This window comes from Stenotrophomonas sp. As-7, assembly GCF_030291015.1.
GTDB classification, from domain to species: domain Bacteria; phylum Pseudomonadota; class Gammaproteobacteria; order Xanthomonadales; family Xanthomonadaceae; genus Stenotrophomonas; species Stenotrophomonas lactitubi.
Genome location: NZ_CP127405.1, coordinates 3,032,010 through 3,048,753, shown reverse-complemented (window position 1 = coordinate 3,048,753; position 16,744 = coordinate 3,032,010). Strand labels below are relative to the sequence as shown.

16 protein-coding genes are annotated in these 16,744 nt (G+C 66.5%); 11 read left to right on the top strand and 5 right to left on the bottom strand.

The window, feature by feature from the left end:
• Positions 1-25: 25 nt before the first annotated feature.
• Genes QP457_RS14085 through asnS form a run of 4 tightly spaced genes read right to left on the bottom strand, consistent with a single transcriptional unit; the run spans position 26 to position 2,723 of the window.
• Complete coding sequence (locus tag QP457_RS14085) at positions 26-664, bottom strand: FMN-binding negative transcriptional regulator (protein WP_205405938.1); 639 nt, start codon at positions 662-664, stop codon at positions 26-28.
• Positions 665-673: 9 nt separating this feature from the next.
• The gene (locus QP457_RS14080; RefSeq protein ID WP_180166464.1) at positions 674-988 is read right to left on the bottom strand and encodes a hypothetical protein; all 315 of its coding nucleotides are present in this window, start codon (positions 986-988) and stop codon (positions 674-676) included.
• Positions 989-995: 7 nt separating this feature from the next.
• Positions 996-1,295: a hypothetical protein gene (locus tag QP457_RS14075; protein WP_006376524.1), complete on the bottom strand. Its 300-nt coding sequence runs from the start codon at positions 1,293-1,295 to the stop codon at positions 996-998.
• A gap of 33 nt (positions 1,296-1,328) precedes the next feature.
• A complete protein-coding gene (gene asnS, locus QP457_RS14070; protein ID WP_099820767.1) occupies positions 1,329-2,723 on the bottom strand; it encodes an asparagine--tRNA ligase in 1,395 nt (464 codons plus the stop codon).
• Positions 2,724-2,853: 130 nt separating this feature from the next.
• Between asnS and QP457_RS14065 the strand changes: the two genes are divergently transcribed.
• The 6 genes from QP457_RS14065 (at position 2,854) to zipA (ending at position 9,328) form a co-directional block, all read left to right on the top strand.
• Positions 2,854-3,192, top strand: coding sequence for an iron-sulfur cluster assembly accessory protein (locus QP457_RS14065; protein WP_033831500.1), 339 nt, complete (start codon positions 2,854-2,856; stop codon positions 3,190-3,192).
• Positions 3,193-3,400: 208 nt separating this feature from the next.
• The gene (gene rpsF / locus QP457_RS14060) at positions 3,401-3,838 is read left to right on the top strand and encodes a 30S ribosomal protein S6 (protein ID WP_025876882.1); all 438 of its coding nucleotides are present in this window, start codon (positions 3,401-3,403) and stop codon (positions 3,836-3,838) included.
• An 11-nt stretch (positions 3,839-3,849) separates the two neighbouring features.
• Positions 3,850-4,080 (top strand): 30S ribosomal protein S18, encoded by a 231-nt coding sequence (rpsR, locus tag QP457_RS14055; RefSeq protein ID WP_002804494.1) that lies wholly within the window; start codon positions 3,850-3,852, stop codon positions 4,078-4,080.
• Positions 4,081-4,185: 105 nt separating this feature from the next.
• Positions 4,186-4,638 (top strand): 50S ribosomal protein L9, encoded by a 453-nt coding sequence (gene rplI, locus QP457_RS14050; RefSeq protein WP_089236101.1) that lies wholly within the window; start codon positions 4,186-4,188, stop codon positions 4,636-4,638.
• A gap of 402 nt (positions 4,639-5,040) precedes the next feature.
• The gene (gene smc, locus QP457_RS14045; RefSeq protein WP_205405937.1) at positions 5,041-8,544 is read left to right on the top strand and encodes a chromosome segregation protein SMC; all 3,504 of its coding nucleotides are present in this window, start codon (positions 5,041-5,043) and stop codon (positions 8,542-8,544) included.
• A gap of 46 nt (positions 8,545-8,590) precedes the next feature.
• Complete coding sequence (gene zipA, locus QP457_RS14040) at positions 8,591-9,328, top strand: cell division protein ZipA (RefSeq protein ID WP_100552946.1); 738 nt, start codon at positions 8,591-8,593, stop codon at positions 9,326-9,328.
• A 77-nt stretch (positions 9,329-9,405) separates the two neighbouring features.
• Here the strand turns inward: zipA and QP457_RS14035 are convergent, their stop codons facing one another.
• Entirely contained in the window at positions 9,406-10,530 is a 1,125-nt protein-coding gene (locus QP457_RS14035) for a pyridoxal phosphate-dependent aminotransferase (RefSeq protein WP_205405936.1), read from the bottom strand.
• Between the two features lie 181 nt (positions 10,531-10,711).
• Here QP457_RS14035 and ligA point away from each other — a divergent pair, with 181 nt between their 5' ends.
• From ligA to mtnA, 5 genes are all read left to right on the top strand, one after another.
• On the top strand, positions 10,712-13,183 hold the full coding sequence (ligA, locus tag QP457_RS14030; RefSeq protein ID WP_205406003.1) for an NAD-dependent DNA ligase LigA: 2,472 nt from the start codon (positions 10,712-10,714) through the stop codon (positions 13,181-13,183).
• 51 nt (positions 13,184-13,234) lie between these two features.
• Complete coding sequence (locus QP457_RS14025; protein ID WP_025876917.1) at positions 13,235-13,720, top strand: GNAT family N-acetyltransferase; 486 nt, start codon at positions 13,235-13,237, stop codon at positions 13,718-13,720.
• Complete coding sequence (gene epmA / locus QP457_RS14020; RefSeq protein WP_205405935.1) at positions 13,717-14,673, top strand: EF-P lysine aminoacylase EpmA; 957 nt, start codon at positions 13,717-13,719, stop codon at positions 14,671-14,673. The genes QP457_RS14025 and epmA overlap by 4 nt, the downstream gene beginning before the upstream one ends.
• A gap of 137 nt (positions 14,674-14,810) precedes the next feature.
• A complete protein-coding gene (locus QP457_RS14015) occupies positions 14,811-15,545 on the top strand; it encodes a DUF3011 domain-containing protein (RefSeq protein ID WP_205406002.1) in 735 nt (244 codons plus the stop codon).
• Positions 15,546-15,591: 46 nt separating this feature from the next.
• Positions 15,592-16,656, top strand: coding sequence for an S-methyl-5-thioribose-1-phosphate isomerase (gene mtnA / locus QP457_RS14010; protein ID WP_205405934.1), 1,065 nt, complete (start codon positions 15,592-15,594; stop codon positions 16,654-16,656).
• Positions 16,657-16,744: the final 88 nt, after the last annotated feature.

The window sequence follows — 16,744 nt, the reverse complement described above, 5'->3', positions numbered from 1 at the left end:
CGCGTCGTCGCGGGAAACAGGGCGCTCAGCTGCCTGCGGCGGCTTCGTCGCGATACCGGCGCATCCACTGCGCCAGTTCGGTGGAATGGGGATTGTCCAGGCGTTCCAGCTCGGCCATCACCGCCTGCTGGTTGGCCTCGGGGTGGTTCTGGCTCAGCTTCAACGTCAGCTGCACCTGTTCGACGGTGAAGCGGAAGCCGATGATGCCGCGCAGCTGGCGACGGTGGTCGTCACGCTCGGGTTCGAACCGCCACGCCTGGCCGATGCTGGCTTCGAAGCGGTCACCGGTATCGCTGACCAGCTGGGCCAGGGCATCGGTATCGTCGAAGGTCTGCAGCTGGCCGCGCAGTTCGGCGGCGGCGTAGTTCCAGGTAGGCACCCGCGCGGCGGGCTCCTTGTCCGGGTACCAGCTGGCCGAGACATAGCCATGCGGCCCGTCCACCAGCACCTTGGCCGCACCGCTGTGGCGTGCCTGCGGGTTGGCGCGGGCCCAGTGGCCGCGCAGCTCGATGTGGTCGCCGTCGCGCTGGTACAGCACCGGCAACCGGGTCAGCTCCGGCAGGCCATCGCCACCGGCGGTGAGCACGGTGACGAATGGATCACGCGCCAGCAGGCGATCCAGCCACTGCAGGTCGGTCTGTGCGAAAGCGCGCGGGGTGAACATCGGCTGGCCTCAGGCGCGACTGCCGAGTGACTGCACCATGCGCCCGCGCAGGCCTTCGTCGCTGCCCGCCTGCGGTGGCTGCACTTCATGCAGCGAGAAGCCGCGCACCAGCGCATCTTCTTCGTCCAGGCCGTCGTACTCGACGAACTCGGCGTCGAACAGCTGCGAGCGGGCGGTGTCTTCGCTGTCGTAGCTCAGTGTATTGCCATCGCTGTCCAGTACTTCGGCGGTGCCGGCCTCGCGGATGCGCAGGCGTGCCCAGATCAGGGTGTTGCCGAGGCTGGCCAGCCACCAGCTGTCACGGGCGTGGGAAAGGTCGTTCATGTGTGTATTACCAGAGCGAGGCCAGCCAGAGCAGGGCAGCCATGCCCAGTCCAGCCAGCAGGGTCAGCAGCGATACCCAGGCGGGCGTCGCCAGCCCGGACAGCGAGCGGTCCGGCTGGGTGCGGTATTCGCGCCGCAGCAGCCAGCCCAGCGCATCGGGCTTGAGGAAGGCACCACTGCCGAAGCGCTGCGCCAGCGCCGGATGGCGATCGCGCACATGCACCAGGGTCAGCGGCCAGAAGATCACGAAGGCACTGAACCCGGCCACTGCAACGCCGACGAAACACAGGGCGAAGAACAGGGTCATGGGGGCAGTACCTCCGTGGTCGGGCGTGTGGGCTTAGAAGTCCGCGCTGCCCGGGGCGCGCGGGTAGGGGATCGCATCGCGGATGTTGGACAGGCCGCAGACGTAGACCACCAGGCGCTCGAAGCCCAGGCCGAAGCCGGCGTGCGGCACCGAGCCGTAGCGGCGGAAATCGCGGTACCAGCTGTAATGCTCGCGATCCAGGCCGAACTGCGCCATGCGTGCATCCAGCACATCCAGACGCTCTTCGCGCTGGCTGCCGCCGATGATCTCGCCGATGCCCGGGGCCAGCACGTCCATCGCCGCGACGGTCCTGCCGTCATCGTTCAGGCGCATGTAGAAGGCTTTGATGTGCTCGGGGTAGTTGGTCACCACCACCGGGCGGCCGACGTGTTCCTCGGTCAGCCAGCGCTCGTGCTCGGTCTGCAGGTCCAGGCCCCATTCGACCGGGAAGTCGAACTTCTTGCCGGACTTCTGCAGCAGGGCGACCGCATCGGTGTAGTCGATGCGCTCGAACGGCGCGTTGATGAAGTCTTCCAGCTTGGTGATCGCGTTCTTGTCCACGCGCTCGGCGATGAAGGCCAGGTCGTCGCCGCGCTCGTTGAGCACCGCGCGGAACAGGTACTTCAGGAATTCTTCGGCCAGGCGTGCGTCTTCGGCCAGGTCGGCGAAGGCGATTTCCGGCTCGATCATCCAGAACTCCGCCAGGTGGCGGGTGGTGTGGCTGTTCTCGGCGCGGAAGGTCGGGCCGAAGGTGTACACCTTGCTCAGCGCCAGGCAGTAGGCCTCGACGTTCAGCTGGCCGGACACGGTAAGGAAGGTTTCCTTGCCGAAGAAGTCGCGGCTGAAGTCGATCCCGCCCTGGGCATCACGCGGCAGGTTCACCATGTCCAGGGTGGACACGCGGAACATCTGGCCGGCGCCTTCGGCATCGGAGGTGGTGATGATCGGGGTGCTGATCCAGTTGAAGCCGTTCTCGTGGAAGAAGCGGTGCACGGCCTGGGCCAGGCAGTTGCGGATGCGGGTGACCGCGCCGAACAGGTTGGTGCGCGGGCGCAGGTGCGCCACTTCACGCAGGAACTCCGGCGTCATCGGCTTGGGCTGGATCGGGTAGGTGAGCGGGTCTTCGACCCAGCCGACCACCTCGACCGCGCTGGCCTGGATCTCAAACGACTGGCCCTTGCCCTGCGACTTCACCAAAGTGCCGGTGGCCACCAGCGAGCAGCCGGTGGTCAGGCGCTTGATTTCGTCGAAGTTGGCCAGCGCGTCGCCGGCCACGACCTGGATCGGGGCGAAGCAGGAGCCGTCGGTCACATTCACGAAAGCCAGATTTGCTGAACCGCGCACCGTGCGCACCCAACCGCGTACCGTGACTTCGCCACCTTCCGGGATCTTCCCGGCAAGCGCATGTTCAACGCTGACCACCGTCATGACTTGAATCCTCTGCTGATCGACTCGATCTCTGAACACGGGAGTTTACCGGTTGCAGCGTTCTGCTTGCGAGGCATTTCTGCGGTCATCGGCTCCCTATAATGTCCCGGTACCTCTGGAGTGATCCACCATGGCTGTCAGCCTGACCCCTATTGCCTTCGAGCGCGTGCAGCGCTTCGTCGCCCAGACCCCCGGCGCGCTGGGCCTGCGCTTTGGCGTGACCAAGACCGGCTGCTCCGGCTGGGGCCACATCACCGACCTGGCCCGCGACGAGCGCGCGGACGACACCGTGTTCGACCAGGACGGGGTGAAGATCTACGTCGACGCCAAGAGCCTGGCCCTGGTGGACGGCACCGTGATCGACTTCGGCAAGCACGGCCTGAGCGAGACCTTCACGTTCAGCAACCCGAATGCCACCGCCGAGTGCGGTTGCGGCGAGAGCTTCACCACCGACGCCGACAAGGCCTGAGCCCCGCTTGGGTAGATGCCGACCTTGGTCGGCACGGGAGCAGGGCGCCCCCGATTCAGGTGGCCCGGTTACCCACCGGTTGCCCAGCCCCCCCATCTGCGCCATAATGCGCGGCTTCCTGCCTCCCTGGCAGGATCCCTTGCCCCACCGCGGTATCAACGGCGGGGGGCTGTCCGGCCGCAAGGCCACATCCGAAAGGTAGAAAAACATGAGTCGTCATTACGAAATCGTGTTCATGGTCCACCCGGACCAGAGCGAGCAGGTCCCGGCCATGATCGAGCGCTACAAGTCGCTGGTCGAGAACGGCAACGGCACCATCCACCGTCTGGAAGACTGGGGCCGCCGCCAGCTGGCGTACCCGATCCAGAACCTGGTGAAGGCGCACTACGTGCTGCTGAACATCGAAGTCGACCAGGCCGTTCTGACCGAACTGACCGAGAGCTTCCGCTTCAACGACGCCGTGCTGCGCAACCTGGTCATCAAGCGTGACGAGGCTGACACCGAGCAGTCGCTGATCATGAAGAGCAAGGACGAGAAGGGCGACAAGCCCGAGCGTGGTGAGCGTCGTCGTCGTGATGACGAAGAAGGCGAAACCACCCCCGCCGCTGACAACGATGCCGGCGACGACGCCGCTTCGGCCGCCTAAGGAGCACTGACATGTCCAAGTTCTTCCGTCGCCGCAAGTTCTGCAAGTTCACGGCCGAAGGTGTCAAGGAGATCGACTACAAGGATCTCAACACCCTGCGCCAGTACCTGACCGAGAACGGCAAGATCGTGCCGAGCCGCGTCACCGGTACCAAGTCGAAGTACCAGCGTCAGCTGGCGACCGCCGTCAAGCGCGCTCGCTTCCTGGCCCTGATTCCGTACACCGACAACCACGACGTCTGATGCCGGCGGGGCAGCTCCGCGCTGCCCCCGCTGTGCCAGCTATTCGGACAGCCTTTGTTGCGGGGCCCGCGCCTCGCTAACGAATAACTTATCTGGAGCAATACCATGCAGCTGATCCTCCTGCAGAAAGTCACCAACCTCGGCAACCTCGGCGACCTGGTCGACGTGAAGCCGGGCTACGGCCGTAATTTCCTCGTGCCGCAGGGCAAGGCCGTTCCGGCCACCGAGAGCAACAAGGCCGAGTTCGAAGCCAAGCGCGCTGATTACGAAGCCAAGGCCCAGTCCATCCACGCCGACGCTGAAGCCCGCAAGGCCAAGCTGGAAGGCGCGAGCGTGACCGTCGCCGCCAACGCTTCGACCGAAGGCAAGCTGTACGGCTCGGTCGGCGCCCGCGAAATCGCCGATGCCTTCACCGCTGCCGGCCTGCCGCTGAGCAAGAGCGAAGTCATCCTGGGCGAAGGCGCCTTCCGCAACATTGGCGAGTACGAAGTCCTGGTGCACCTGCACGCGGACGTCGAGACCACCGTCAAGGTCGTGGTTGAAGCCGAAAAGGCCTGATCCCACGCCGCAAGGCCTGGTATCACCAGAACGGGCGCCCGCAAGGGTGCCCGTTTTTGTTTTGGGCGAAGGCGACCTGGCCGGGCCGGTGCTTGGCGGGTGACGCATGTGCCGGCGGATTCAGCATGAATCCATGAATATCAACACGTTGCTCTCATTTTCCGGACACGGGTAGGTGTCCCGGGCGGCCTGCGGCGACGCCGGAGAGCAGGGGCGGGCGTGAGCGCGGAGCTTCCTCCCCCGGTCATCCCGCCCGTGGAACATTGGCCCCGCTATACTCATTCCATTGCGTCACCCTTGGCCCTGTTGAATTCTTTTGAAATCAAGGGCTTGAGGTGCTGGCTGACCTGACATCCACTATGGTGGCGGCCGTAAGGCCCTTGCCCGGAACCCAATCACGCCATGCGTCTTTCCACGATCAAGCTGTCCGGCTTCAAGTCCTTCGTCGATCCGACCACCCTGCACCTGCCGACCAACATGACCGGCGTGGTAGGCCCCAATGGCTGCGGCAAGTCGAACATCATCGACGCCGTACGCTGGGTCATGGGCGAGAGCTCGGCCAGCCGCCTGCGGGGTGACTCGCTCACCGACGTGATCTTCTCCGGTTCCAATGCCCGCAAGCCGGTCTCGCAGGCCACCGTCGAGCTGATCTTCGACAACTCGGATCACACGATTTCCGGCGAGTACGCCTCGTTCAACGAGATCTCGGTCAAGCGCACCGTCAGCCGTGACGGCAGCAGCAACTACTACCTCAACGGCACCAAGTGCCGCCGCCGCGACATCACCGACCTGTTCCTCGGCACCGGCCTGGGCCCGCGCAGCTACTCGATCATCGAGCAGGGCATGATCAGCCAGATCATCGAGGCGCGTCCGGAAGACCTGCGCGTGTACCTGGAAGAGGCTGCCGGCATCTCCAAGTACAAGGAGCGCCGCAAGGAAACCGAGACGCGCATCCGCCACACCCGCGAGAACCTGGACCGCCTTGGCGATCTGCGCGAGGAAATCACCAAGCAGCTGGAACACCTCAAGCGGCAGGCGAAACAGGCCGAGCAGTACCAGGCGCTGCAGGAAGAGCGCCGGGTCAAGGACGCAGAGTGGAAGGCGCTGGAATACCGCGGCCTGGATGGTCGCCTGTCCAAGCTGCGCGAAGGCCTGTCGCAGGAAGAAACCAAGCTGCAGCAACTGATCGCCGACCAGCGTGACGCCGAGGCGCGGATCGAGACCTCGCGTGTGCGTCGCGAGGAGGCTGCAGACGCGCTCAATGCCGCGCAGGCCGAGGTCTACCAGGTGGGCAGCACGCTGGCCCGTCTCGAACAGCAGATCCAGCACCAGCGCGAACTGTCGCAGCGCCTGCACAAGGCGCGCGATGAAACCCGCCAGGCACTGGCCGAACTGGGCCAGCACATCAGTGGTGACGAAGCCAAGCTGATGGTGCTGCGCGAAGCGGTCGATGCGGCCACCCCGCAGTTGGAAGAACTGCAGGAAGAGAACGAGATCAAGCAGGAAGGCCTGCGCGAGGCCGAAACGCGGCTGTCCGATTGGCAGCAGCGTTGGGAGCAGCACACCTCCCAGAGTTCGGAGGCCTCGCGCGCCGGTGAGGTCGAGCGCACCCGCGTGGACTACCTGGACAAGCAGATCCTTGATGCCGATCGTCGCCGCGAAGCACTGGCGGCCGAGCGCGCTGGCCTGGACGTGGATGCGCTGGACGAGGTCTTCGAGCAGCTGCACCTGCAGCACGAGACGCAGAAGACCGCGCTGGATGAGCTGACCGAACAGGTCGAGGAGCGCAAGCACGGTGTTGCCGCCGTGCAGGAGCAGCAACGTAACGGCCAGAACGAACTGGCCGAGCTGCGCAAGCAGGTCAATGGCCTGCGTGGGCGCCTGTCCTCGCTGGAAACCCTGCAGCAGGCCGCACTCGGCCAGGAGCAGGGCGCGGCGGTGGCGTGGCTGAAGTCGCGTGGCCTGGATTCGGCCGCACGCGTGGGTGAACGCCTGGATGTCGATGCCGGCTGGGAAAATGCAGTGGAAAGCGCCCTCGGCCAGTTGATCGAAGGCGTGCTGGTCGATGATCCGGCCAGCCTGGTCGATGCATTGGGCGAGCTGGGCGAAGGCCGCATTGCATTGGTCGCCAATGACGGCGCGGACCTGAAGGTCGCACCAACCTCGCTGGCTGCACGTGTGCGTGGACCGGCGCCGATCCGTCGCCTGCTTGCGCGCCTGCACGGTGCGCGCGACCTGGCCGAAGCCAATGCGCTGCAGGCCAGCCTGCCTGAGGGCGATTCCATCATCACCCAGGGCGGTGAGCGTCTGGGCGAGGGCTGGGTGCGCGTGTCGCGCTCCGGCGCTGCCAAGCAGGGCGCGCTGCTGCGCGAACGCGAAATCAATGAACTGCGCGAGCAGATCGAACAGCTGCAGTCGCGCGAAACCGAACTGGAAGAACAGCTGGCCGGTTTCCGTGAGCATCTGTTGGCGGCCGAACAGCAGCGCGAGGATGCGCAGCGGGCGCTGTACCTGGCGCACCGCGCGGTGTCCGAACTGGCTGGCCAGCTGCAGGGCCAGCAGGGCAAGGTCGAGGCGGCACGTACGCGCATCGACCGCATCGAAGGCGAGCTCAGCCAGTTGCTGGAGACCCTGGACATCAATCGCGAACAGGCGCGTGAAGCGCGTTCGCGGCTGGAGAATGCGGTCAACAGCATGGGCGACCTGGAGTCGAACCGGCAGGGCCTGGAGGGCGAACGCCGTCAGTTGACCGAGGCGCGTGATCTGGCCCGCGACGCCGCCCGTGCGGTGCGCGAGCGTTCGCACGCGTTGGCGCTGACCCTGGAATCGCAGCGTGCCCAGGTGGCTTCGTTGAGCCAGGCACTGGAACGCATGAACACCCAGCGTGGCCAGCTGGATTCGCGCCTGGGCGAACTGCATTCGCAGCTGGACGAAGGCGATACACCAGTCGAGTCGCTGCAGGCAGAGCATCAGAACGCGTTGGAAGAGCGAGTACGTGCTGATCGCGTGCTGACCGAGGCGCGCACGCTGCTGGATGGCATCGACGCCGAGCTGCGCAATTACGAGCAGACCCGCCACCAGCGCGACGAGCAGGCGTTGGCCCAGCGCGAGCGCATTTCGCAGCGCAAGCTGGACCAGCAGGCATTGGTGCTCAGTGCCGAAACCCTGCAGGGCGCGGTGGAGAAGGCCGGTTTCGTGCTGCAGGATGTGATCAACACGCTGCCCGAAGAGGCGCGCCTGGGCGACTGGGAACAAGCCGTGCACCAGATCGATGGCCGCATGCGCCGGCTGGAGCCGGTCAACCTGGCCGCGATCCACGAATATGGCGAAGCCTCGCAGCGCTCGGAGTATCTGGACGCCCAGCACGTGGATCTGACCACGGCGCTGGAGACCCTGGAAGATGCGATCCGCAAGATCGACCGCGAGACCCGCGGCCGTTTCAAGGACACCTTCGATCGGGTCAATGCCGGTGTGCAGGCGCTGTATCCGCGCCTGTTCGGTGGCGGCCACGCCTACCTGGAACTGACCGGCGAAGACCTTCTCGACACCGGTGTGACCATCATGGCGCGCCCCCCGGGCAAGCGGGTGTCGAGCATCTCGCTGTTGTCCGGTGGCGAAAAGGCGATGACCGCCGTGGCGCTGGTGTTTGCGATCTTCCAGCTCAACCCGGCGCCGTTCTGCCTGCTGGACGAGGTGGATGCTCCGCTGGATGAAGCCAACGTCGGCCGCCTGGCCAACATGGTCAAGGAAATGAGCGAGAAGGTGCAGTTCCTGTTCGTCAGCCACAACAAGGCCACGATGGAAGCAGCGCACCAGTTGTCGGGCGTGACGATGCGCGAACCGGGCGTCAGCCGCCTGGTCAGCGTGGACCTGGAAGAAGCCGCGCGATTGGCGGGCGCGGCCTGACGTGCCATCCTAGTTACCTGAATGAACTAGCCGGAGAACCTAACGAATGTCCGACACGGCACTGTTGCGCATCGGCATCCTGGCCGCCGGCCTGCTGTTGGTCGCTGCGATCTTCCTGTTTGGCCGTCCCAAGAAGAAGCCCCAGGGCCGTCGTCTGGACAGCGCCGAGCCGGCAAGCGGCGAGCGCCGCGAGCCGGTGCTGGGCGAGGATGGCGTGCCCGTGGCCGATGCCCGCGTCGAGCCTGGCATGGGCGATGCGGTCGAGCAGGCCGAACTGGGACTGCCCGACGTCGATGGCGCGGCCAGCGACCTGGGCAAGCGTGCGACCCAGGATTTCGACAAGATCGTTTCATTGTTCGTGGCCGCCCGCGCCGGCGAACAGCTTCGTGGCGAAGACATCGTCGTGGCCGCGGAAAAGACCGGCCTGGTGTTTGGCCACATGAATGTCTTCCACCGGCTGGTCGAGGGTCATCCCGAACGCGGCCCGATCTTCTCGATGGCCAGCATCATGAAGCCGGGCAGCTTCGACATGGGCAACATCCGCGCCATGGAAACCCCGGCCATCGCCTTCTTCCTGACCCTGCCGGCGCCGCTGACCGCGCTGGACGCCTGGGAGAAGATGCTGCCGACCGTGCAGCGCATGGCCGAGCTGCTGGATGGCGTGGTACTGGATGACGGCCGCAACGCGCTCGGTCGCCAGCGCATCGCCCATATCCGTGATGAGCTGCGCGCCTATGACCGCCAGCACCAGGCCCCCCCGCTGACCAAGACCCCGCGCTGGTAAGCGCAGCAGGTCCTGGCGTGCCGACCAACGGTCGGCACCCACCAGACCAGTAGATCCACGCCGTGCGTGGATGCGGTCTACGCCGGCACGCCCGCCACCTTCGCGAACGCGCTGCGGAAGCGCGCCATCTCTTCTTCGGTGCCCACGGTCACGCGCACGCGCTGCGGCCAGATCGGCCAGCTGCGGCCGATCACCACGCCGTTGTCCGCCATGGCCTTGGCGAAGGCCGCGCCGTCACGTTGCACATCCACCACGAAGCAGTTCGCTTCCGTCGGCAGGCAGTCGAAGCCACGCTTGCCCAGCCAGGCGATGGTGGTCTGCCGGGCCTTGGCATTCTGCAGGCGTCGCTGCGGAACCAGCTGCGGGTCACGCAGGCTGGCCAGTGCCGCTGCAAGTGCGGGCACGGGCAGCGGGTTCTCGCCCAGGCTGGCCAGCTCGCGCAGGCGCTCGGGATGTGCCGCCGCCACGCCAAGGCGCAGTCCGGCCATGCCGTACAGCTTGGAGAAGGTACGCAGCACGATCAGGTCATCGCGCCGGGCCACCTGTGCAATCAGGCTGGGCTGTTCGCTGTACTGCAGATAGGCCTCGTCCAGCAGCACGCGGGTACCGGCGGGCTTGTTGACCAGCAGCCAGGCCAGCTCGTCGGCGGGGCTGATCGAGCCGGTGGGGTTGTTGGGGTTGCACACGTACAGCAGGCCAGTCGGTCGCGCGTGCGCGGCGGCCACCATCGCGCGCAGGTCGTGCGCACCATCGCTGCGCAGCGGCACCTTCTGCACATGCGCGCCGCGCGCGGCTGCCATCTCACCCAATGTCTCGAAGGTCGGGTCGGCCACCACCAGGCCCGCCTGCGGGCCGGTCCATAGCGTCGCCGCGCGGTTCAGCGGCTCGCTGGAGCCCGGATACAGGCGCACGTGGTCGGCGGGAACGCCGGCCTGGGCGATGAAGGCATCGCGCACCTCACCGGCCAAGGCGAAGCGGTAACGCCCGCAGCTGGCGATGCTGTCGCGCGCCGCCTGCTGTGCGGCGGGCGAGGGGCCATACGGGCACTCGTTGAAATTCAGCAGTACCGCGCCTTCATTGGCGGTTGGCGGGGCCACAGTTGCTGGCTGTGCCAGGGCGGGCCGAGGCAGGCCGCTGCTGGCAAGAGCGAGACCGGCGCCGGCCAGTTGCAGGAAGTGGCGGCGGGAGGCAGGCAGGGTCACAGGCGCGGTTCCTGAAGGGCTATCGACGCACGCTAGCGCTGGCAGTGATTGCCGGCAAGCGGTTGTCCAGAGTCGAGCCGCGCACGTCTGCTGTTCGCCGCCCGTTGAGCCTGGCTCGACGCTGCAGACAGGGCCTGACGCGCAGGCGCGGTAGAATTCCCGGCCATCCCAGAACCCGCGGATTCCGATGAGCCCCAGCCCCGCCGAACGTGCCGAAGACCTGCGCCGGCAGATCGCCCAGGCCAACCGCGCCTATCACGAGCTGGATGCGCCGGAGATCCCCGACGTCGACTACGACCGTCTGGTGCGTGAGCTGGAGGCGCTGGAGCGCGAGCATCCCGATCTCGCCCGTGCCGACAGCCCGACCCAGCAGGTGGGCGCCCGGCCGTCGGGACGCTTTGCCGAAGTCACCCATGCGGTGCCGATGCTGTCGCTGTCCAATGCCTTCAGCGATGAGGAAGTAGCTGACTTCGTACGCCGCATCGATGAGCGTCTGCGCCGCGGCACCCTGCGTTTTTCCGCCGAACCGAAGATGGACGGCCTGGCGATCAGCCTGCGTTATGAGGACGGCCATTTCGTGCTGGGTGCCACCCGTGGCGACGGCAGCACCGGCGAGGACGTGACCGCCAACCTGCGCGAGATCGGCGACATCCCCAAGCGTCTGAAAGGCAAGGACTGGCCGGATGTGCTGGAAGTGCGCGGTGAGGTCTACATGGCCCGCGCCGACTTCGAGGCCTACAACGCGCGCGCGCGCCTGCACGGTGGCAAGGTGCTGGCCAATCCGCGCAATGCCGCCGCCGGTTCGCTGCGCCAGCTCGACCCGAAGATCAGCGCGCAGCGCAGGCTCAGCTTCTTCACTTACGGCACCGGTGACGTGCAGGGCGGTGAGCTGCCCGATACGCATTCGGGTACGCTGGCACAGCTGCGCGAATGGGGCTTCCCGGTCAGCGACCTGTGCAAGGTGGTGGAAGGCAGCGACGGCCTGTTGGCCTATTACCGGGACATCGGCGAGCGTCGCGACAGCCTGGCATTCGATATCGATGGTGTGGTCTACAAGCTCGATGACCGCGCCGGCCAGCAGACCATGGGCTTCGTTTCGCGCGCGCCACGCTGGGCCATCGCGCACAAGTTCCCGGCGCAGGAACAGAGCACCACGCTGGAAGCCATCGAAATCCAGATCGGCCGCACCGGTGCTGCCACCCCGGTGGCACGTCTTGCGCCGGTCGCGGTGGCTGGGGTGATCGTCTCCAACGCCACCCTGCACAACGCTGACCAGATCGCGCGGCTGGACGTGCGCGTGGGCGACAGTGTGATCGTGCGCCGTGCTGGCGATGTGATCCCGGAAGTGGTCAGCGTCATCCTCGACCGCCGTCCTGCGGGCACCACGCCCTGGCAGATGCCGACCAGCTGCCCGGTGTGCGGCTCGGAGATCGTGCGCGAGGAGGGGGCCGCCGCGTGGCGCTGCTCGGGCGAGCTGTCCTGCCCGGCGCAGCGCAAGGAAGCCATCGCCCACTTCGCCTCGCGACGGGCGATGGATATCGACGGCCTTGGCGACAAGTACATCGAAACCCTGGTGGACGCCGGCATCGTCAAGAGCGTGGCCGATCTGTACCGCCTCACCCGTGACCAGCTGCTGCACCTGAAGCTGGTGCTGGATGCTGAAGACCCTTCGGCACTCGCAGCCAGCCTGAAACTGCACCTGCCGGCCGAAGGCAGCGGCGCGGTGCTCAACGCCGTGTTGAAGCTGGATGGCAACGATGCGCGATGGCGCGCGCAGGCATTGGCGCAGCCGGCAGCCTTCGAATGGAATACGAAGAAGATCGCCACCAAGTGGGCGGACAACCTGATTGCTGCGATCGACGCCAGCCGTGATGCGACGCTGGAGCGACTGCTGTTCGCGTTGGGCATCGAGCACGTCGGCGAGAGCACCGCCAAGGCGCTGGCACAGTGGTTTGGCGATCTGGCGTTGATCCGCCGTCTGCCGTGGCCGCTGTTCAAGCGCGTGCCGGATATCGGTGGCGAGGTCGCGCGCTCGCTGGGCCATTTCTTCGAACAGGAGGGCAACCAGCAGGCCATCGATGCACTGCTGCAGGTGGGGCAGGTACGTATCAGCGACGTGCATCCGCCGAGCGCAAAGCTGCGCGAAGGTCTTGACCTGGCGCAACTGCTGGTTGAAGCGGAGATTCCCGGCATCACCCGCCTGCGTGCCGAGAAGCTGGTCGCAGCGCTGCCCAGCGCGCAGTCGGTGCTGGACGCCGAACACGGCCAGTTCGTCAACGCCGGTCTGCCCGATGACACCGCGCGAGGCTTCGCTGACTGGCTGGACAGCGAGGGCCATGGCGCGATGCTGCTCGCGGCCGAGGTGGAGATGAAACACATCCTGGCCAGCGCACCGGCCCTGGCCGAAGTGGTGGCCGGCCCGCTGGACGGGCAGACGGTGGTGCTGACCGGCACGCTGGCCCAGCTCAATCGCGATACCGCCAAGGAGCGCCTGGAGGCGCTGGGGGCCAAGGTGTCCGGCAGCGTCTCGAAGAAGACCAGTTTCGTGGTGGCCGGCACCGAGGCCGGTTCCAAGCTGGACAAGGCGCAAGCGCTGGGCGTTCCGGTGTGGGATGAAGAGCGCCTGCTGGCCTACCTCTCCGAACACGAATGATGAATCGGCCGGGTGCGCAGGCGCCCGGCACGCAACCGCAGAGGAACACTGATGCAGACCGCTCCGCTGGATTTCCGCTTGGCCACCCGTGCCGACGAGGAACTGCTGATCGCGCTGATGCGCGATTTCTACGCCGAAGACAAGATCGAATTCGACGATGCGCGCGTGCGCCGTGGTGTCGATGCGCTGCTGGCCGATCCGCGCAACGGTGAAGTGCTGCTGTGGCTGGACGAGGCCGCAGCCGTCGTCGGCTATGCGGTGATCGCGATGGGCTTCAGCCTGGAGCAGGGCGGCCATTTCATGCTGCTGGACGAGCTCTATCTCAGCCACCGCGCACGCGGCCGTGGCCGTGGCAAGCGGGCACTGGCCATCTGCGAACAGCGCGCGCGGGGGCGCGGCGTGAGCCGGCTGCGGTTGGAGGTCAATCATCACAACGAACTGGCGCGCCGCCTGTATCTGGCCAGCGGCTACATCGATGACACCCGCGATCTGCTGACCCTGCCGCTGGATCATCCGCGCCCGGAGGGCATCCTGTGAGCGAGGCACTGCTGCGCAGCCTGCAACAGCGCGCCACCCTCAATGCACTGGTGCGGCGCTTCTTCGCCGAGCGCGGCGTGCTGGAAGTGGAAACGCCGATCCTGTCGGTGGCGGGCAACACCGAGCCGAACATCGACAGCTTCCACACCGATTTCAGCGGTCACGTCGATGCGGGCGGTCGCCGCCGCTGGCTGCGCACCTCGCCGGAGTTCCCGCTCAAGCGACTGCTCGCTGCCGGCGTGGGCGACTGCTATGAACTGGGCCGGGTGTTCCGCAATGGCGAAGCGGGCGGCCGCCACAATCCCGAGTTCACCATGCTGGAGTGGTATAGGGTTGGCTGGGACCACCATCGGCTGCTGCAGGAAACCGCAGAACTGGTGGGGCAGGCGCTGGCGCTGGTGGGTCGCAGCGCGACGTTGCGTGTGCTGAGCTATCGCGAACTGTTCCAGCAACACGCCGGCGTGGACCCGTTCGATGCCGATGAGGCAGCGCTGCGCGCCGCACTTGGCGAAGTGCACATTGATCCGGTGGGCCTGACCCGCGATGACTGGCTGGATCTGTTGATGACCCACCGTATCCAACCGCATTTCGATGACGCGGTCATGACCGTCGTCCACGACTGGCCCGCCAGCCAGGCGGCACTGGCGCGCATCCGCGCCGGCACACCGCCGTTGGCCGAGCGTTTCGAGCTGTACCTGGGCACGGTGGAACTGGCCAACGGTTATCACGAACTGAACGATGCGGCTGAACAACGCGCGCGTTTCCAGCATGACCTGCAGCGCCGTCATGTACGGGGGCAGGTGCAGCCCGCGCTGGATGAAGCGTTGCTGCGTGCACTGCCTTCAATGCCGGCCTGTGCCGGCGTTGCCGTCGGCATTGATCGCCTGTTGATGGCGATGCACCGTACACCGCGCATTGCAGATGTACTTGCATTCGATTTCGCCCACGCATGACCCGACGATTTCCCATGGACCTGGCAGGCTGAACGAAAACGCGCTTTGTCGCGCTTGATTCAGCAAGCACGATGATGCTCTTATCACAGCCGATACCGCACACTTGCGTCGTGGTTCATCCATTCATGGGGAAGGCTTTGGTCAAGTGGTTCGCGGTCGTAGCGGCACCGATGTACTCCGTGGCGATATGGGGTGGCCTGCTTCCGTCGACCGCATCGGCGCAGTCGCTTGGCTATGACAGCGAAGTGGTGACCTGCGAATCCCGCGACATGGGCTGGGTGCACTGCGATATCGATGTCAGCAACGGCGTCGATCTGATCCGCCAGTTGTCCAGCAACAGCTGCATCCGTGGCAGCGAGTGGGGCACCGACCGCAGTGGCGTGTGGGTGACCCTGGGCTGCCGTGCCGAGTTCCGCGCGCGCCCGGCAGAGACGGACGCAGCGGCGCCGTCGACCGAGGGTCGCAAGCGTCTGGTGCGGCGGGTGGTGCGCTGTGAGTCCAACGGTCGCCCGCAGAGTTGCCCGGTGCGCCTGGATGGTGCGCCGGTGCGGTTGCTGCGCCAGCTGTCGGTGCTGCCGTGCCGGGAAGGGCAGGGCTGGGGCTACAAGCGCAATGAGGTATGGACCACCCGGGGGTGCCAGGGTGACTTCGAGGTGGCCGACGAGCAGGGCCGTTTCGTCGACATGCCGCGCCGGCTGACCTGCGAATCCAAGTCCAAGAAGCGCCGCTTCTGTGGCGCCAGCATCTCCACCAGCGCAACCATCTCCAACCAGCTTTCCAGCACCCCGTGCGAGGAAGGCAGCACCTGGGGCTGGAACCGCAACGGCATCTGGGTCGACGGCGGCTGCCGCGCCGAATTCTCGGTGAACTGATCCGGACAGGATCCATCCGCGCGTGGCGTGGCCCTACAATGGGCCCATGAATACCGCCACCGACCTCGACTACGCCCGCTACGACCACATCCGCCCGATCCTGTGGACCGGCGATACCCTGCAACTGCTTGACCAGCGCAAGCTGCCGTTCGTGGTCGAGCATGTAGCCTGCCATGACAGCGATGAGGTGGCCGCCGCCATCCACGCCCTGACCGTGCGCGGTGCGCCGGCCATCGGCATCGCCGCCGCCTGGGGTGTGGTGCTGGCCGCACGTGATGTGCAGGCCGCCGACGGCGCGCATGCCCTGCAGCAGCTGGAGCCGGCGCTGCAGCGGCTGAACGCCTCACGCCCGACCGCAGTGAACCTGGCCTGGGCGCTGGCACGCATGCGACGTTGCCTGAGTGCCGCCGGTGCCGACTGGAAGGCGCTGCTGGAGGCCGAGGCACAGGCCATCGCTGAAGAAGACCTGGCCGCCAACCGCCATATGGGCGCCCTCGGTGCCGGCCTGATCGAGGCCGGCAGCGGCGTGTTGACCCATTGCAATACCGGTTCGCTGGCCACCGCCGGCTTCGGTACGGCGTTGGGCGTGATCCGCGCCGGGATGGCCCAGGACCGCATTGCCCGGGTGTTCGCCGGCGAGACCCGGCCGTGGTTGCAGGGTGCGCGCCTGACCGTGTGGGAGCTGCAGCAGGATGGCATCGACGCGACGCTGATCGCCGACTCGGCCGCCTCCCACCTGATGAAGACCGGTGCCGTGCAGTGGGTGATCGTCGGCGCCGACCGGATCTGCGCCAATGGCGATACCGCCAACAAGATCGGCACCTACCAGCTGGCCATCGCGGCCCGCCACCACGGGGTGAAGTTCATGGTCGTGGCACCGTCCTCGACGGTGGACATGGATACCGTGGACGGCAGCCAGATCGAGATCGAACAGCGCGATCCGGGCGAACTGTACGGCGTGGGCGGCACCCGCACCGTGGCCGAGGGCATCGCTGCCTGGAACCCGGTGTTCGATGTCACCCCGGGCGAGCTGATCGATGCCATCGTGACCGAGCGGGGGGTGATCCTGAACCCGACCGCGGAGAACATGCGCGCCGCCTTCGGCGGCTGACGCGGGCAGGGGCGGGAGCCTTTCCACGGGAAAGCGCCCCGGCCCAGCGTCCGGTAGTGCCGGGCGCTGGCCGGCAAACCCCTAAGTT